The following is a 15160-nucleotide window of genomic DNA, read 5'->3' as shown; positions in this document are numbered from 1 at the left end:
GGTCGATCCTCGACAACCTCGCCAAAGCCCTCCGCGCCGAGATCGAGATCGAGCAGGACGTCCACCGAAGGCCCCGGCATCGATTCAGGGCCCCGAGAACCAAGGGTCCAGAGGGAGGCGAGACCCGCGAGCAGGGCCAACAGGCTGATCACGACCAAAAGCGGCTTCATGACTGCATCAACGCCGCGCTGCTTCATATTCGGCGATTGCCTGCGGGAGGAACCGCCGGATCTGGGCGATACGCGCATCGTCGAGCGGGTGCGTGCTCAGGAACTCCGGAGTGCGGGTCCCGCTGCCCCGATTTTTGGCCTGAAAGCGCTCCCAGAACCCGACCGCCTCGGTTGGATCGAAGCCGGCTCGGGCCATATAGAGCAAGCCCACTCGGTCGGCCTCGTACTCCTGGGTGCGTGAATAGGGGAGCATGACACCGACCTCCGTACCGATGCCGTAAGCCTGCATGGCCAGATCACGGGTGACCGGCGATCGGCTGCCGAGTGCGGCGGACAGCGCCGTGCCGCCGACCTGCACGAGTAGGTCCTGAGACATCCGCTCGGCCCCGTGGCGGGCGGTCACATGGGCGATCTCGTGCGCGATGACGGTGGCGAGTCCGGCCTCGGTCTGCGTGATCGGCAAGATACCGGTGTTGATGCCGATCTTGCCGCCGGGCAGCGCGAAGGCGTTGGGCTCGTCGGACTCGAAGAGGACGAACTCCCAGTCCGCATGCGGGATGTTCACGACGCTCGCGATGCGCCTGCCGACGGATTGGAGCTGGGCATTGGCCTGGCGGTCTCGCGAGACGGGCGTGTCCTGCTTGATCTGCTGAAACGCCTGGAGTCCCAGCTGAGCCTCTTGCGCGCTGTCGATCAGCAGGACCTGGCGTCGGCCGGTCTCGGGTGCCGTGGCGCAACCGACAACCGCGAACAGGACGCAGGAGACGGCCAGCAGGCGCCGCCATCGCGACGGCCCCCGCCGCGACACAACCGCAAGCACGGATGCGCGGGGGCTCCGGCGAGGTTGGCCCCGGCAAGGCTTCCGGGGGCAAACCCGCCGAGGATCGAGCAGGCTTGATGAGCGGCTTGGATAAGGCTTTGTCTTTGCATGACAGTCCAGAGTGGGGGCATGCCACTCGGCAGCTCGGGCACGAAGGGCTGTCCCTGAACGGCCGTCAGCATGGAGACGGCCGCCTCCCAGTCGTCGAAGTCATCGATCGGGGCATCGACGGCGACCTCGGGCTTGACCCGCGGGTTCAGCCGATCCGGCAGACCGCTGATGCGCGGCCCGAAGCGTTGCGCGATCTGCTCGACCAGGTCGAGGAGCGGATCCGGCCCGCGAACATCGACCCGGGTCGGCTGGTCCGCGGTCTCGAACGGGATCAGACTCAGGGCCACGGAGCCGATGCCGCGCGTCCATTGGTGGCGGATCCGCTCGCGCTCATCGCGCGGAAGCAACCCGAGGAAACCGTCCTCGAACTGCTCCTGTCGCAGCATCCGTCGAGACCCAAGCTCGGATCCCGCACCGAGACATCGTGCGCCGGATCCAGGAAGAAGACCCAGAACTGATCCTTGACCGCGTAGGTCGCGATCTGGCCATTGCAGACGGGCCCGTAGGTGATCCCGCCGATGATGACCGCTGCGACGGCGATGGCAACCGAGGAACGCCGTAAGAAGGCGCGGATTCGAATGTCGTGGGGCATCCGAGGAGCCTCCTAAGCGGAAGGACTCAGAGCTGTCGCAGCCCGAGAACATCCTGCATGTCGAACATCCCGGGGCCACGCCCGGCGATCCAGCTCGCGGCCCGGACCGCCCCCCGCGCGAAGTTCATCCGACTCGATGCCTTATGGGCGATCTCGACCCGCTCGCCGTCGGCGACGAACCAGACGCTGTGCTCGCCGACGATATCCCCGGCCCGAATCGTCTCGAAGCCGATGGTGCGGCGCTCGCGCGGTCCGGTCTGCCCCTCGCGCCCGTAGACGGCGACCTCGGCGAGATCCCGGTTCAAGGCCGAGGCGATCACCTCGCCCATGCGCAATGCGGTCCCGGACGGCGCATCGACCTTATGGCGGTGGTGTGCCTCGATGATCTCGATGTCGACCTCGTCGCCGAGCACCCGCGCGGCGATGTCCAACAGTTTGAAACAGAGGTTCACACCAACACTCATGTTGGGCGCAAAGACGATGCCGATCTCCCGACCGGCCGCGGCGATCAGGTCGCGCTGCGCTTGGTCGAGCCCGGTCGTGCCGATCACCATGCCCTTGCCGGCGGCGCGGCAGATCTCGAGATGCGCGAGCGTCGCCGCAGGCGAGGTGAAGTCGATCAGGACGTCGAAGTCATCGAGGCATTCGGCCAGATCGGACACCACGGACACGTCCAGACGCCCGACCCCCGCAAGCTCTCCGGCATCCGCCCCGAGCAGTGAACTACCCGCCCGCTCGGTCGCCGCACCCAACACAAGCCCATCGGTCTCGTTCACCGCCTGCACCAGCGTGCGGCCCATTCGCCCGCCCGCCCCGGCCACGGCGATCCTGATGAGTTCCATCGTAAGCTCCTGAAATAGCCGTCACCGATCGCGGAAACAGCGATCAACCAATACGCGTACCCGCCCGCCGCGATAAGGAACGATTCAAAACCAACAGAAAATGTAGGATGGGTAGAGCGCAGCGAAACCCATCCTATACGCTCCAACGCCCCGATCCCGGCACCGACAGAGCGCAGCGAAACCCATCCAGCCCGCGCCGAGGGCATAAGGCCGACATCCGGCAACGCGGCGGTTTGGAGGATGGGTTTCGCTGCGCTCTACCCATCCTACCCGTTCATCAAGGTTCGCCTTGGTTCAGAGCCCGATCTTGTCGATAAAGCTCTTCACGCTATCGAGCCAGGAATGCGACTGCGGACTATGCCGCGAACCGCCCTCCGTCATGCTGGTCTCGAACTCGCGCAGCAGGTCCTTTTGGCGCTCGGTGAGATTCACCGGCGTCTCGACCGTCACGCGACAGATGAGATCGCCGATCACACCGCCGCGGACCGGTTTGACGCCCTTGCCGCGCACGCGGAACATCTTGCCCGTCTGGGTGCCGCCCGGGATCTTGAGCATCACCTTGCCGTCGAGCGTCGGAACCTCGAGCTCGCCGCCGAGTGCGGCGGTCACGAAACCGATCGGCACCTCGCAGTGCAGATGACTGTCCTCGCGGGTGAAGATCGGGTGCGCCTTGACCTGGATCTGGACATACAGATCGCCGGGAGGCCCGCCGTACTCGCCGCGCTCGCCTTCACCCGCAAGGCGAATCCGGTCGCCGGTGTCGACGCCCGCAGGCACCCGCACCGAAAGGGTCTTCTCCTCTTGGATCCGGCCCCGGCCCCGACAATGGCTGCAGGCCTCCTCGATCACGCTGCCCGTCCCGCGACAGGTCGGACAGGTCTGCTGGATGGAGAAGAAGCCCTGCTGCATCCGCACCTGGCCGCTGCCCCCGCAGGTCGAGCAGGTCTTGGGCTTGGTGCCCGGCTTGGCCCCGGTACCGCCGCAGAACTGACAGTCCACCTGAACCGGGATGCGGAACTTGACCTCCTTGCCGCTGACCGCGTCCTCGAGACTGAGCGACATGTCGTAGCGCAGATCCACCCCGCGCAGGGTCCGTCGAGCGCCCGAGCGCCCGCCGAAGATGTCCCCGAAGACGTCCCCGAAGATGTCGGAGAAGGCCCCGCTGTCCGCGCCCGGACCACCGAATCCGCCCGCGCCGGCATCCACCCCGGCGTGGCCGAACTGATCGTAGGCCGAGCGTTTCTTCGGATCGCTCAGGACATCGTAGGCCAGCTTGGCCTCTTTGAACTTCGCCTCGGTATCCGCATCCCCGCTGTTGCGATCCGGGTGATACTTCATCGCCAGGCGACGGAATGCCTTCTTGAGATCAGCCTCGCTCGCGTTGCGCGCGACGCCCAAGACCTCGTAATAATCGCGTTTTGCCATTGAATCCTAAACCGCGTCCAGAGTCATGACCGAGGGCGCTGCAGCATGACCGGTAACAGGGGCCGAGCATCTTCTCGAAACCGCCGAGCACTGATCGAGATATCGACATGTCCGGCGGTGATTTCGATCCGGCCGGCCGCTTTGGGTGATTTACTTCTTGTCGTCCTTGACCTCTTCGAACTCGGCGTCGACCACGTCGTCACGCGCCGGACCGCTCGAACCCTCGGGCTCGCCGGCACCGGTCGGGCCGGCAGCGCCGGGGCCGGCACTGCTCTGTGCATAGAGCCGCTCCGCCATCTTCGCCGAAGCGTCGCCGAGGGTCTTGGTCAGCGACTCGATACGGTCCTTGTCCTCGCCCTTCATGACCTCCTCGAGCTCCTTGATCGCGGCCTCGATCGAGTCCTTTTCGCCGGACTCCATCTTATCGCCGAGCTGCTCCATGGACTTGCGCGTCGCATGGATCATGGTGTCGGCGTGGTTGCGCGCGGCCACCAGCGCGTGGAACTGGCGGTCTTCCTCGGCATGGGCCTCGGCATCCTTGACCATCTGCGCGATCTCTGCGTCCGACAGACCCGAGGACGCCTTGATGATGATCGACTGCTCCTTGCCGGTCGCCTTGTCTTTGGCCGAGACGTTGAGGATGCCGTTGGCGTCGATGTCGAACTTGACCTCGATCTGCGGCACGCCGCGCGGTGCCAGCGGGATATCGCTGAGGTCGAAGCGCCCGAGCGACTTGTTGTGGATCGCACGCTCGCGCTCGCCCTGCAGGACATGCACGGTCACCGCGGTCTGGTGGTCGTCGGCGGTCGAGAAGACCTGCTGGGCCGAGGTCGGGATGGTGGTGTTCTTCTCGATCAGCTTGGTCATGACGCCGCCGAGGGTCTCGATGCCGAGCGAGAGCGGGGTGACGTCGAGCAGCAGAACGTCCTTGACCTGGCCGCCGAGCACGCCGCCCTGGATGGCCGCACCGATCGCGACGGCCTCGTCCGGGTTCACGTCACGGCGCGGGGTCTTGCCGAAGAACTCCTCGACCTTGGCCTGGACCTTGGGCATCCGGGTCTGACCGCCGACCAGGATCACCTCGTCGACCTCGCCCGCCGTCAGACCCGCGTCCTTCAACGCGATCCGGCAGGGCTCGATGGTGCGGTCGACCAATTCCTCGACCAGGGATTCGAGCTTGGCGCGCGTGAGCTTGACGTTGAGATGCTTCGGCCCGGTCTGATCCGCCGTGATGTAGGGCAGATTGATGTCGGTCTGTTGGCTCGTGGAGAGCTCGATCTTGGCCTTCTCGGCGGCCTCCTTCAGGCGCTGCAGGGCCAGCGGATCGTTGCGCAGATCCACGGCCTGGCTCTTTTTGAACTCGGCCACCAGGAAGTCGATGATGCGCATGTCGAAGTCTTCGCCGCCGAGGAAGGTATCCCCGTTGGTCGAGAGCACCTCGAACTGATGCTCGCCCTCGATCTCGGCAATCTCGATGATGGACACGTCGAAGGTGCCGCCGCCCAGATCGTAGACCGCGAGCTTCTGGTCGCCGCGCTTCTTGTCCATCCCGTAGGCGAGCGCCGCCGCGGTCGGCTCGTTGATGATGCGCTTGACCTCGAGACCGGCGATCCGCCCCGCGTCCTTCGTCGCCTGGCGCTGCGAGTCGTTGAAGTAGGCCGGGACCGTGATGACGGCCTCGGTGACCGCGTGACCCAGGTAGTCCTCGGCGGTCTTCTTCATCTTCTGAAGGACCTTCGCCGAGATCTCCGGCGGGGCCATCTTCTTGCCGTTCACCTCGACCCAGGCGTCGCCGTTGTCCGCCTTGACGATCTTGTAGGCGACCATGTCCTTGTCTTTGCTGACGACATTGTCCTCGTAGCGACGTCCGATCAAACGCTTGATCGCAAAGAGGGTATTGGCCGGGTTGGTGACCGACTGGCGTTTGGCGGACTGTCCGACCAGCACCTCGCCGTCACCCGTGTAGGCGACGATGGACGGCGTGGTGCGATCGCCTTCGGCGTTCTCGATCACCTTCACATTGTCGCCTTCCATCACGGCGACGCAGGAGTTGGTCGTCCCGAGGTCGATACCGATGATTTTTCCCATGAGCATATTCTCCAAAAATGTGTCTTGTGTGGCCGAACGGCCTCGAAGTTGCCTCGGAGGTTGGGGAAAATCCCCGATCGTTCAAGCCGATATCAGGATGCCTGTTGAGAGACCATGACCAGCGCCGGGCGCACCAAGCGTCCGTTGAGCGTGTAGCCTTTCTGCATGACCGCCACGACGGTGTTCGGCGGCAGATCCGAGCGCGGCTGCACCGTCATCGCTTGATGAAACTCCGGGTCGAAGGGTTGCTCGATCGGATCCACCGGGACCACGCCGAAGCGATCCATCACGTCGCCGAGCAGCTTCAGCGTCAGCTCCGTGCCTTCGCGCAGTTTGGCGATATCCGCCCCGTCCGCCAGCGCGGCATCGTGTCCCAGCTCGAGGCTGTCGCGCACCTGCAGGAGCTCGCGGACAAAGCTGTCGAGCGCGTATTTGTGCGCCTTCTCCAGCTCGATGGTGTGGCGCCGCCGGAGGTTCTCCATCTCGGCGCGAACCCGCAGCGCTTGGTCGCGAAGCGATTCCGCCTCGGCGCGCGCGGCGGCCAGCTCCGACTGGAGCTGCTCGGGCGTCGGCGCCTGCGCTGCACTCGCGCGATCGCCTTCGGCGTCGCCCGCACGGGGCGCCGAGGCATCCTCGAGAAGGGCCGCCTCGTCCGCCACCGACGCGTTCGATTCGGTCTGTTTTGCTGATTCCGTACTCATTAAACTCTCCCGTATCCCGGTCCGCCGTCGCGCCGCGCCTCGATGTCGGCGTCTCGGCCGTACGACCGACCCCAAAAACCAGAAACTATTGTCGGAGCGCCGCCGCCAGCAGTCGCGCGGTGACGTCCACGATCGGGATGACGCGCTCGTAGTCCATGCGCGTCGGGCCGATCACGCCCAGCACCCCGACGACCTCGTCGTCCACCCGATAGGTCTGGGTCACGACGCTGCAGTCGTCGAGCAGCGCATAACCCGACTCCTCGCCGATAAAGATCTGCACCCCGTCCGCGGCGATGCACCGGTCGAGGATGTGAAGAATCTCGCGCTTCTCGTTGAAGGCTTCGAACAGCTGCCTGAGCCGCTCCATGCTGGCCAGCTCGCCGAATTCCATAAGATTGGTCTGACCTGCAATGAAGCAGTCGTCCTTGCGCTCGGCCGACTCGATCACCTCGTGGGCCAGCATGACCGCGCGCATCATGAGCTGATCCATATTCCGATGCGTGTTCTTGAGATCTTCGACGAGACGCTTGCGCACGTCCTTCATGTCCTGGCCGGTGAAGATCTCGTTCAGATAATTCGATGCCTGCTCCAACTGCGACGCCGTGAAACGGCGCTCGGTGGCGATAATGCGGTTGTGGACCTCGCCCTCGCTGGTCACGAGGATCGCCAGCACCCGTGTCCCCGACAAGGGTAACAGCTCGATTTGGCGAAACACATTGCGCTCGTGACGCGGCAGCATGACGACACCGGCCAGGTGCGTGATGCCCGACAAGAGTGTGGACGCCATCTCGACGAGCGACTTGGCGTCGGAGCGCACATCGAAGCGGGTGCGCAGACTGGCGATGTCGACCTCGGACGGCGGACGCACGGTCAGCAGCGTGTCGACGAACAGCCGATAGCCCGCCACCGTCGGAACCCGTCCCGCGGAGGTATGCGGCGAGACCACGAGACCCAGGTCCTCGAGATCCGCCATGACATTGCGCACCGTGGCCGGACTGAGATCCAACCCGGTGTCTTTCGCCAAGGTCCGCGAGCCGACCGGCTGACCCTCCCGAATGTAACGCTCCACGAGCGCCTTCAGGAAATGGAGCGCACGCTCGCTGACCTGGCCCTCGGTATTACGTGTCTCGATTGACAAGGTGCGTCTGCCATGAAACCGGCGATGATATGGATTCCGACCGCAACGAGCGACGTCGTCGGAGCGCGTTCGAACCGACCGGACGCGATTTAGCACTCACCTCGACAGAGTGCTAACACCGCAATTTAGGGATTCGGGCCAAGCCTGTCAAGGCTGCTCGGCGCGCCTATTGGCGCCATCCCTCGCCCATGCTAGCTTTAGTGGTCGCAAGCCCTTCCCGGATCCCAGCCTCTGACAGACCTCATGCCGCAATTCAACACCGTCGGCATCATCGCGAAACAAGGCGACCCGGAGAAGGTGGTCGGGACCTTGCGTCATCTCGTCACCTACCTGCGTTCGCGGCGCATCCATGTGCGACTCGATGCCGAGAGCGCCCACCTGCTCGGTGCGGAGGTCGGGGCCGCGGTCCCGGTCGCGCAGCTCGGCGCAGGATGCGATCTGGTCATCGTGGTCGGCGGGGACGGGACCCTCCTGCACGCCGCGCGTATGATGGCCGCCTACGGCGTCCCTCTGGTCGGGATCAACCTCGGTCGACTCGGGTTCCTGGTCGATGTCTCGCCGCAGGATATCGAGTCCGCGCTCGACCCGATCCTCGCCGGCGAGTACCAATCGGACCGCCGCGCCATGTTGTCGGTGCGCGTCATTGCCGAGGACGGTTTCGAGCGCAGCTACTCGGCCCTGAACGACGTCGTCATCCACAAATGGAATACGGCCCGCATGATCGAGCTCGAGATGGACATCGACGGCGTCTTCGTCTCCGCCCAACGCTCGGATGGCCTGATCATCGCCACCCCGACCGGATCGACGGCCTATGCGCTCTCCGGCGGCGGCCCGCTGGTCGACCCGGCCCTGGATGCGCTCTTGTTGGTGCCCATCTGCCCGCACGATCTGAGCAACCGGCCGCTGGTCGTCCCGGGCGATCGGCGGATCGAGGTCAGGGTGCGCGGGCTCGACCAGGGGCATGTGCAGGTAACCTGCGACGGACAGGCGGACCTGCAGCTACCCCCGCGCGCGTCCGTCGAGGTGGTCCGACATCCACATTCCGCCCATCTGCTTCACCCGCGGGGACACGATCACTATCAGATCCTGCGGGCGAAACTCGGCTGGGGCGGCCACATGCCCCCCATCATGACTTAGCAACGTCTTGGAAATAAGTTGAGCACCGAATCCAATCGTTGTCGTTCCTTAGGGGTGCCGTCGGACCTTCCCCGATGTTGACACACATCCTTGTCAAAGACCTGGCCATCGTCAGCTCGCTCGAGCTCGACTGCGCCTCGGGCATGACGGCGCTCACCGGCGAAACCGGCGCGGGCAAGTCGATCATGATCGATGCCTTGGGCCTCGCCCTCGGCGATAAGGCGGATGCCGCCATGATCCGCGCCGGCTGCGAGCGCGCGGAGATCGTCGCCGGTTTCGACCTGGCGGCCGTCCCCGGTGCGCGCGCCTGGCTGGCCGAGCAGGATCTCGACGAGGACGGCGACTGTCTGGTGCGCCGGCTGATCGTGCGCGAAGGACGCTCGCGCGCCTATGTCAACGGCCGACCCGCCACCGGCACCCAACTGCGCGACCTCGGCGACCTCTTGGTCGACATCCACGGCCAGCACGCCCACCAATCGCTCCTGCGAGCCAACGCCCAGCGCGATCTTTTGGATGCCTACGGGGGCCATGCGGTCCTCGCGGGGTCGGTCGCCGCGGCTTTTCGGGACTACCGCGCGCTCGACCAACAGCTCGGGGCACTGGAGTCGGCGCGACAGGAACGGGCGGAGCGGCTCGATCTGCTGCGCTTTCAGGTCGAAGAGCTCTCGGCACTGGGACTGAGCGCCGCGGAGATCGAGACGCTCGACCTGGAACAGCGACGCCTGAGCCATCTGGGGCGCCTGCAGGAGACCGCCGCGCGCATCCTCGATCTTCTGTCCGAGGCCGAGCCGGCGATCTCGGATCAGCTGCGCTCGGCCGGCTCCGATCTGGCCGATCTGGCCGCCATCGACCCGGCCTTGACCGAACCTCGCGACCTGCTGGAAACAGCCGCCATCCATGCCGGCGAGGCCGCTGCCAGTCTGCGCCATTATCTCGACGGCCTGGAGGTCGATCCCGCCGCCCTCGAAGTGGTCGAGACCCGCATCGCACAGCTTCACGACCTGGCGCGAAAATTCCGCGTCCTGCCGGTCGAGCTGCCGGACGCCCTGACTGCGCGCCAAGCCGAGTTGGAGACGCTCGAGCGGGCCGATTTGCGCCTCGGCGATCTGCGCGCGTCGCGCGACACCGCGCTGAACGCCTTTCTCGCCCAAGCGCGCGACCTCGGCGAAGCACGGGCGGAGGCGGCAGAGCGCCTGAACCGAACGGTGACGGAGGCGATGCAGCAGCTCGGCATGGCGGGCGGGCGCTTCGCCGTGGAGATCGAGACGCTGTCGTCCGAGCGCGCGGGCACGGGCGGACTCGAACGCATCGCCTTCCTGGTCAGCGCCAACCCGGGCCAGCCGCTGCAGCCACTCGCCAAGGTCGCCTCCGGCGGCGAGCTCTCGCGCATCAGTCTCGGCATTCAGGTCGCGACCGCCGAGTGCGGAAGCGTCCCGACCCTGGTGTTCGACGAGGTCGATGTCGGCATCGGCGGCGGGATCGCGGAGATCGTCGGGCGTCTGCTGCGCCGACTCGGCGACTCGCGCCAGGTGCTCTGCGTGACCCATCTCCCCCAGGTCGCCGCCCAGGCCCACCAACAGCTTCGGGTCCGCAAGGAAACCCTCGACGGCCAGACCTACACCCGCATCGAGACACTCGACCCGGATGCGCGGGTCGACGAGATCGCCCGCATGCTCGGCGGCACCAAGATCACCGCACGCACCCGCGACCACGCCTGCGAGATGCTCGGCTGGGCCGGATGACGCTCAACACGACGGAGTAAACGCATGAAAGTCATGGTGACCGGCAGCGCCGGTTTTATCGGCTCGGCCCTGTCCCTACGCCTCCTCGCCCGCGGCGACGAGGTGATCGGGATCGACAATCTCAACGACTATTACGATGTCGCGCTCAAGGAGGCACGACTCGCCCGCACCCTCCCCTTCGAAGGCTTCCGCGACGAGCGCGTCGACATCGAGGACGGTGCGCGCATGCACGAGCTCTTCGCCCTGCACCGCCCGGATCGGGTCGTGCATCTCGCAGCGCAAGCCGGGGTGCGCTACTCCATCGAAAACCCGATGGCCTACGTCAACACCAACCTGGTCGGCTTCGCGCACATCCTGGAAGGCTGTCGGGATATCGGGGTGGAGCACCTGGTCTACGCCTCGAGCAGCTCGGTCTACGGCGCCAATACCGCCATGCCCTTCTCGATCCATCACAACGTCGATCACCCCTTGAGCCTCTACGCCGCCAGCAAGAAGGCCAACGAGCTGATGGCCCACACCTACAGCCATCTGTATCGGATCCCGACCACCGGCCTGCGCTTCTTCACCGTCTACGGTCCCTGGGGGCGGCCGGACATGGCGCTCTTCAAGTTCACCCGCGCCATCCTTGCCGGCAAGCCGATCGACGTCTTCAATTACGGCAAGCACCGTCGCGACTTCACCTTCGTCGACGACATCGTGGAAGGCGTCATCCGCGTCCTGGATCGCGTCCCGACCGGGGATCCGACGTGGTCCGGGGCCGAGCCCGATCCCGCGACCAGTCAGGGACCCTATCGCATCTACAACATCGGCAACAACACGCCGGTCGAGCTGATGGAATACATCGGCTTCCTGGAAGAGGCCCTGGGTCGCAAGGCGCAGATGAACCTGCTCCCCCTGCAGCCCGGCGATGTCCCGGACACCTACGCGGATGTCACCGACCTGGTGCGCGACACCGGCTACTGCCCGGATACTCCGGTCGGCGAAGGCGTGGCGCGTTTCGTGGAGTGGTATCGGGGCTTCTACCGCGTCTAAACCGCGTCTTGAGCCACATGTATTGTTCGAGCGGGTGCTCGGGCTTACGACGACCCGCGAGCCCGGGAGTCGACGCGGTATAGGTGATTCCGGGAAAGGATCTTCCGACCTGTAGGGGCGACTTCAGTCGCCCCGAGGCCCCTACATGCCTTGCAAGTATCCGCAGTCGGGATACTGATTCCCGGTGTTCTCCTAAGTGATTTCTCGTGTATTCACGCACCGCACTCGGAAGGCGGCGATCGGCGCCTGATCGCCCTGGGCTTTTCCTTGCAATCCCAATCCGCACCCCAATACCATCCATACAGATGGTAAACGGATGGTAAAGATGTCAGGCGAGCTTCAAGAGACCCGTCGAAAACCGGTCGACAGCGAGAAGATCACGATCAACCTCGGATACGTCGACCTGGGACACGTCGATTTGCTGGTGCAGGAGGGCTTCTACTCCAACCGCACCGACTTCATCCGCACCGCGATCCGCAGCCAGCTCGATCGTCACGGCGAGGCGGTGCGTCAATCGGTCGCCAGACACCGTCTCGACCTGGGTCTGCGCCGGTACGACCGGCACGAGCTGGAACGGGTGCAGGCGGCGGGCGAGACCCTCCACATCCAGGTGCTCGGTCTCGTCGTCATCGCCGATGACGTGCCTGCCGATCTCGCACGCGAGACCATCGCCTCGATCCATGTGCTCGGCGCCCTCCAGGCCGATCCCGCGGTGAAGGCCGCGTTGCGCGACCGCATCCGATGAGGGCACAGCCACCGCGCGGCACGGCCGCAAGGCGCGCCCGCGCCGTATTTCTCGACCCGAGGACCCGACCCATGACCCGTTTGCCCAAGATCGACATGGCCGAAGTGACCCGCCTGACCCGCGAAGGCCGGCTCCGGGACGCCATGGCCATGCTGCGCGGCGCTCAGGTCGATGCGCCTGCGGCGCCCGGCTCGGCGCACGATGCGGAGCCGACGCCGTCGGGCGGCACCTCGCGCGTGCTCGACATGCAGCCGCCTGACCCGCACACCGGAGGCGCCTGGACTGCGCCTGAATCCGACGGCGATCCGGCCCCCGCCGAGCGTACCTCGGGGCATCGCAGCGGCGTTGCAGCACCTAAGATCCCCGAAGCCTTGCGCGGCGTGCTCGGTCGGATGAAACAACGGCTCGCGGGACGCATGCCCGGTCGAAGGACCGGATTCCCGATCGACCGCGCGCCGGTCGCGCTCCCGGAGGGGGCGCGGTTCGAGGAACATCGCTACACCGCCGCCGCGGGCACCCTCGCCTACAAACTCTACATCCCGAGCGGCTACCGCGGCCAGCCGCTGCCCCTGGTGGTGATGCTGCACGGCTGCAACCAGTCGCCCGACGACTTTGCCGACGGCACCCGCATGAACAGCCTGGCCGAGCAGAAGCAGCTCCTGGTCGCCTATCCGGAGCAGTCCCTGTCGAGCAGTGCCATGAAATGCTGGAGCTGGTTCAGCCCCGAGGACCAGCAGCGCGGTCGCGGCGAGCCTGCGCTGATCGCCGGCATCACCCGCGAGATCATCCGCGATTACGCGGTCGATCCCGATCGCGTCTACATTGCCGGACTCTCCGCCGGCGGGGCCGCCGCCGCGATCATGGGAGCCACCTACCCGGACCTCTACGCCGCGATCGGCGTGCACTCCGGGCTGGCTTACGGGGCCGCCGACGACATGCCGTCCGCGCTCGTCGCGATGCATCAGGGCGGAGCGTCTCCGGACACCTCGCGCCATCGGTACCAAGGGTCGGACGGCAAGGCACCCTTGGTCCCGACCATCGTCTTTCACGGTGATGGCGACACCACGGTCAACCCGGTCAACGCCGATCAGGTCATCGTCGGGACGCCGGGGGTCGCGCGTCTTCGCAAGACGCTCGTTCAGGGCGAATCGGCCGGGGGCATCCGCTACACCCGCAGCCTCTACGCCGACGAGAACGGACGGACACAGCTGGAGCAGTGGATCCTGCACGGCGCCGGCCATGCCTGGTCCGGCGGCAGCTCCGACGGCTCCTATACCGAGCCGCGCGGACCCGACGCCAGCCGCGAAATGCTGCGGTTCTTCATGGAGCACCCCCGCACTGCCGCGCCTTGAGGGCCGTTTGCGCCGCGGTCATGGCGCAGATGGCGGATCTCCGAATGCGCGGTAGGGGCGACTTAAGTCGCCCCTACACCCACGGCGGCGGCTCCGCCGCCGAAGGCGCGACCTTCGCGGGAGCGGATGCGGATGCGGATGCGGATGCAGGTTCGGCCTGCGGCACCGGGGCCGGCGTGCCGACCGCATCCTCGTCGCCGACGAGGCCGAAGATCGCGTCCAGCCGGGCGATCAGCTCGCGCAACTGCAGTGCGAGGATCGCAAGCTCGGCGTCCATGCGCGCTGCCGGTTCGAGATCGCCGTCGTCGAGCTCGTTGAGCAGGGCGTCACCGACGCGCAGGCGTTTGAGCGACATGTCCTCGGCCAGGACGAAGTCGAGTCGCTCGTCCCAGCTCAGGGCCAGCTTCAGGACCTGCTTGCCGACACGCAGATGGGCGAGGATCTCCTCGCTGCCGAGATCCTGTCCGCGACAACGGATCAGGCTTGCGGTGTCGCTGACATCGCGCAGCTCGCAGGCATCGCCGATCTGGAAATCGCTCGGCGCATCGCCGTTCAACAGCCAGCCGGTCATGACCTTGGGCGGCTCCATGCGCGGTGCGGGGGGCCGGGCAGGAAGGGTCTCGATGGTCTCGCGCAACAGCGAGATCACGTCCTCGGCCTGCCGATCGCTCCCCGAGTCCACCACCAGCCAACCGGCCTCCGTGTCGACGTAGAGCAGCGTGCGACGCGAGCGGGTGAAGGCCCGCGGGAGCATCTCGGCCATGATCTGCTCGCGCAGTCGGCGCCGCTCGGCGCGACCCACGTCGCGGGACTCCGCCGTCTCCAGATCGTTGACGCGCTCATCCAACGCCTCGGCGACCGCAGCCGAGGGGAGCAGGCGTTCCTGCTTGCGCGAGCAGATCAGGAAGCATCCCGAGACCGCATGCACGAGCGCGGTCGAGCCATCGCCGAGCGGCGCCGCCCAGCCCATCGTCGCGGTTTCCAGCGGACCACAGGGCCGAAAGCGGCGCTCGTCGAGACGGGCCTCGAGCGTGTCGGCGTCCAGACCGAACGGGCGTCCCAATCGATACAGTCGTACATTCTTGAACATCTTCGGCCCCGGTCAAAAAGGCCGGGATTATGACCGAGCCTCGCCGAACTGCAAGCGCCGCCTCGAGATGTGGACGCGCCGGGACGCCGATCCGCGGGTCGCGTCGGGGCGATCGGCGCGAGAGAGCCGGAGGCGGGACGCGGTCGGACTCGGCTTGGATACCGACACGGAAACA

Annotated in this window: 13 protein-coding genes and 1 pseudogene; 6 read left to right on the top strand and 8 right to left on the bottom strand. The window is 66.1% G+C overall.

Going from position 1 to position 15160, the window contains the following annotated elements:
* Nucleotides 1-177 precede the first annotated feature (177 nt).
* Nucleotides 178-990 carry a M48 family metallopeptidase gene (locus KFB96_RS01345; protein ID WP_300971222.1) on the bottom strand — a complete coding sequence of 271 codons (813 nt, stop codon included), beginning with the start codon at nt 988-990 and terminating at the stop codon, nt 178-180.
* Between the two features lie 77 nt (nt 991-1067).
* On the opposite strand from KFB96_RS01345, the gene KFB96_RS26240 reads away from it, so the two are divergent.
* Nucleotides 1068-1559, top strand: coding sequence for a hypothetical protein (locus KFB96_RS26240; RefSeq protein ID WP_300971221.1), 492 nt, complete (start codon nt 1068-1070; stop codon nt 1557-1559).
* Between the two features lie 5 nt (nt 1560-1564).
* Here the strand turns inward: KFB96_RS26240 and KFB96_RS27365 are convergent.
* From KFB96_RS27365 to hrcA, 6 genes and pseudogenes are all read right to left on the bottom strand, one after another.
* A pseudogene (locus KFB96_RS27365) lies at nt 1565-1693 on the bottom strand (hypothetical protein); the annotation flags it as partial.
* Nucleotides 1694-1719: 26 nt separating this feature from the next.
* Nucleotides 1720-2535, bottom strand: coding sequence for a 4-hydroxy-tetrahydrodipicolinate reductase (dapB, locus tag KFB96_RS01330; RefSeq protein WP_213458608.1), 816 nt, complete (start codon nt 2533-2535; stop codon nt 1720-1722).
* 294 nt (nt 2536-2829) lie between these two features.
* Complete coding sequence (dnaJ, locus tag KFB96_RS01325; RefSeq protein WP_213458607.1) at nt 2830-3960, bottom strand: molecular chaperone DnaJ; 1131 nt, start codon at nt 3958-3960, stop codon at nt 2830-2832.
* 150 nt (nt 3961-4110) lie between these two features.
* Nucleotides 4111-6048 carry a molecular chaperone DnaK gene (gene dnaK, locus KFB96_RS01320; protein WP_213458606.1) on the bottom strand — a complete coding sequence of 646 codons (1938 nt, stop codon included), beginning with the start codon at nt 6046-6048 and terminating at the stop codon, nt 4111-4113.
* Between the two features lie 92 nt (nt 6049-6140).
* Nucleotides 6141-6749 (bottom strand): nucleotide exchange factor GrpE, encoded by a 609-nt coding sequence (gene grpE / locus KFB96_RS01315; protein ID WP_213458605.1) that lies wholly within the window; start codon nt 6747-6749, stop codon nt 6141-6143.
* An 85-nt stretch (nt 6750-6834) separates the two neighbouring features.
* Nucleotides 6835-7887, bottom strand: a complete 1053-nt coding sequence (gene hrcA, locus KFB96_RS01310; RefSeq protein WP_213458604.1) for a heat-inducible transcriptional repressor HrcA — start codon at nt 7885-7887, stop codon at nt 6835-6837.
* A 243-nt stretch (nt 7888-8130) separates the two neighbouring features.
* Between hrcA and KFB96_RS01305 the strand changes: the two genes are divergently transcribed.
* The 5 genes from KFB96_RS01305 to KFB96_RS01285 all read left to right on the top strand — a co-directional run bounded on the left by KFB96_RS01305 (nt 8131) and on the right by KFB96_RS01285 (nt 13895).
* A complete protein-coding gene (locus KFB96_RS01305; protein ID WP_213458603.1) occupies nt 8131-9024 on the top strand; it encodes an NAD(+) kinase in 894 nt (297 codons plus the stop codon).
* A gap of 74 nt (nt 9025-9098) precedes the next feature.
* Nucleotides 9099-10766, top strand: a complete 1668-nt coding sequence (gene recN / locus KFB96_RS01300; protein WP_213458602.1) for a DNA repair protein RecN — start codon at nt 9099-9101, stop codon at nt 10764-10766.
* Between the two features lie 24 nt (nt 10767-10790).
* On the top strand, nt 10791-11798 hold the full coding sequence (locus tag KFB96_RS01295; protein WP_213458601.1) for an NAD-dependent epimerase: 1008 nt from the start codon (nt 10791-10793) through the stop codon (nt 11796-11798).
* Between the two features lie 325 nt (nt 11799-12123).
* Complete coding sequence (locus KFB96_RS01290) at nt 12124-12543, top strand: CopG family transcriptional regulator (protein ID WP_300971220.1); 420 nt, start codon at nt 12124-12126, stop codon at nt 12541-12543.
* 71 nt (nt 12544-12614) lie between these two features.
* Nucleotides 12615-13895: a PHB depolymerase family esterase gene (locus KFB96_RS01285; RefSeq protein ID WP_213458599.1), complete on the top strand. Its 1281-nt coding sequence runs from the start codon at nt 12615-12617 to the stop codon at nt 13893-13895.
* 73 nt (nt 13896-13968) lie between these two features.
* Here KFB96_RS01285 and KFB96_RS01280 read toward each other — a convergent pair whose 3' ends face one another.
* Nucleotides 13969-14985, bottom strand: coding sequence for a recombination-associated protein RdgC (locus tag KFB96_RS01280; RefSeq protein WP_213458598.1), 1017 nt, complete (start codon nt 14983-14985; stop codon nt 13969-13971).
* Nucleotides 14986-15160: the final 175 nt, after the last annotated feature.

This window comes from Thiocapsa sp. (assembly GCF_018399035.1).
In the GTDB taxonomy this organism is placed as follows: domain Bacteria; phylum Pseudomonadota; class Gammaproteobacteria; order Chromatiales; family Chromatiaceae; genus Thiocapsa.
The sequence above is the reverse complement of the archived record's forward strand: the minus strand, read 5'-3'. Positions and strand labels throughout refer to the sequence as shown.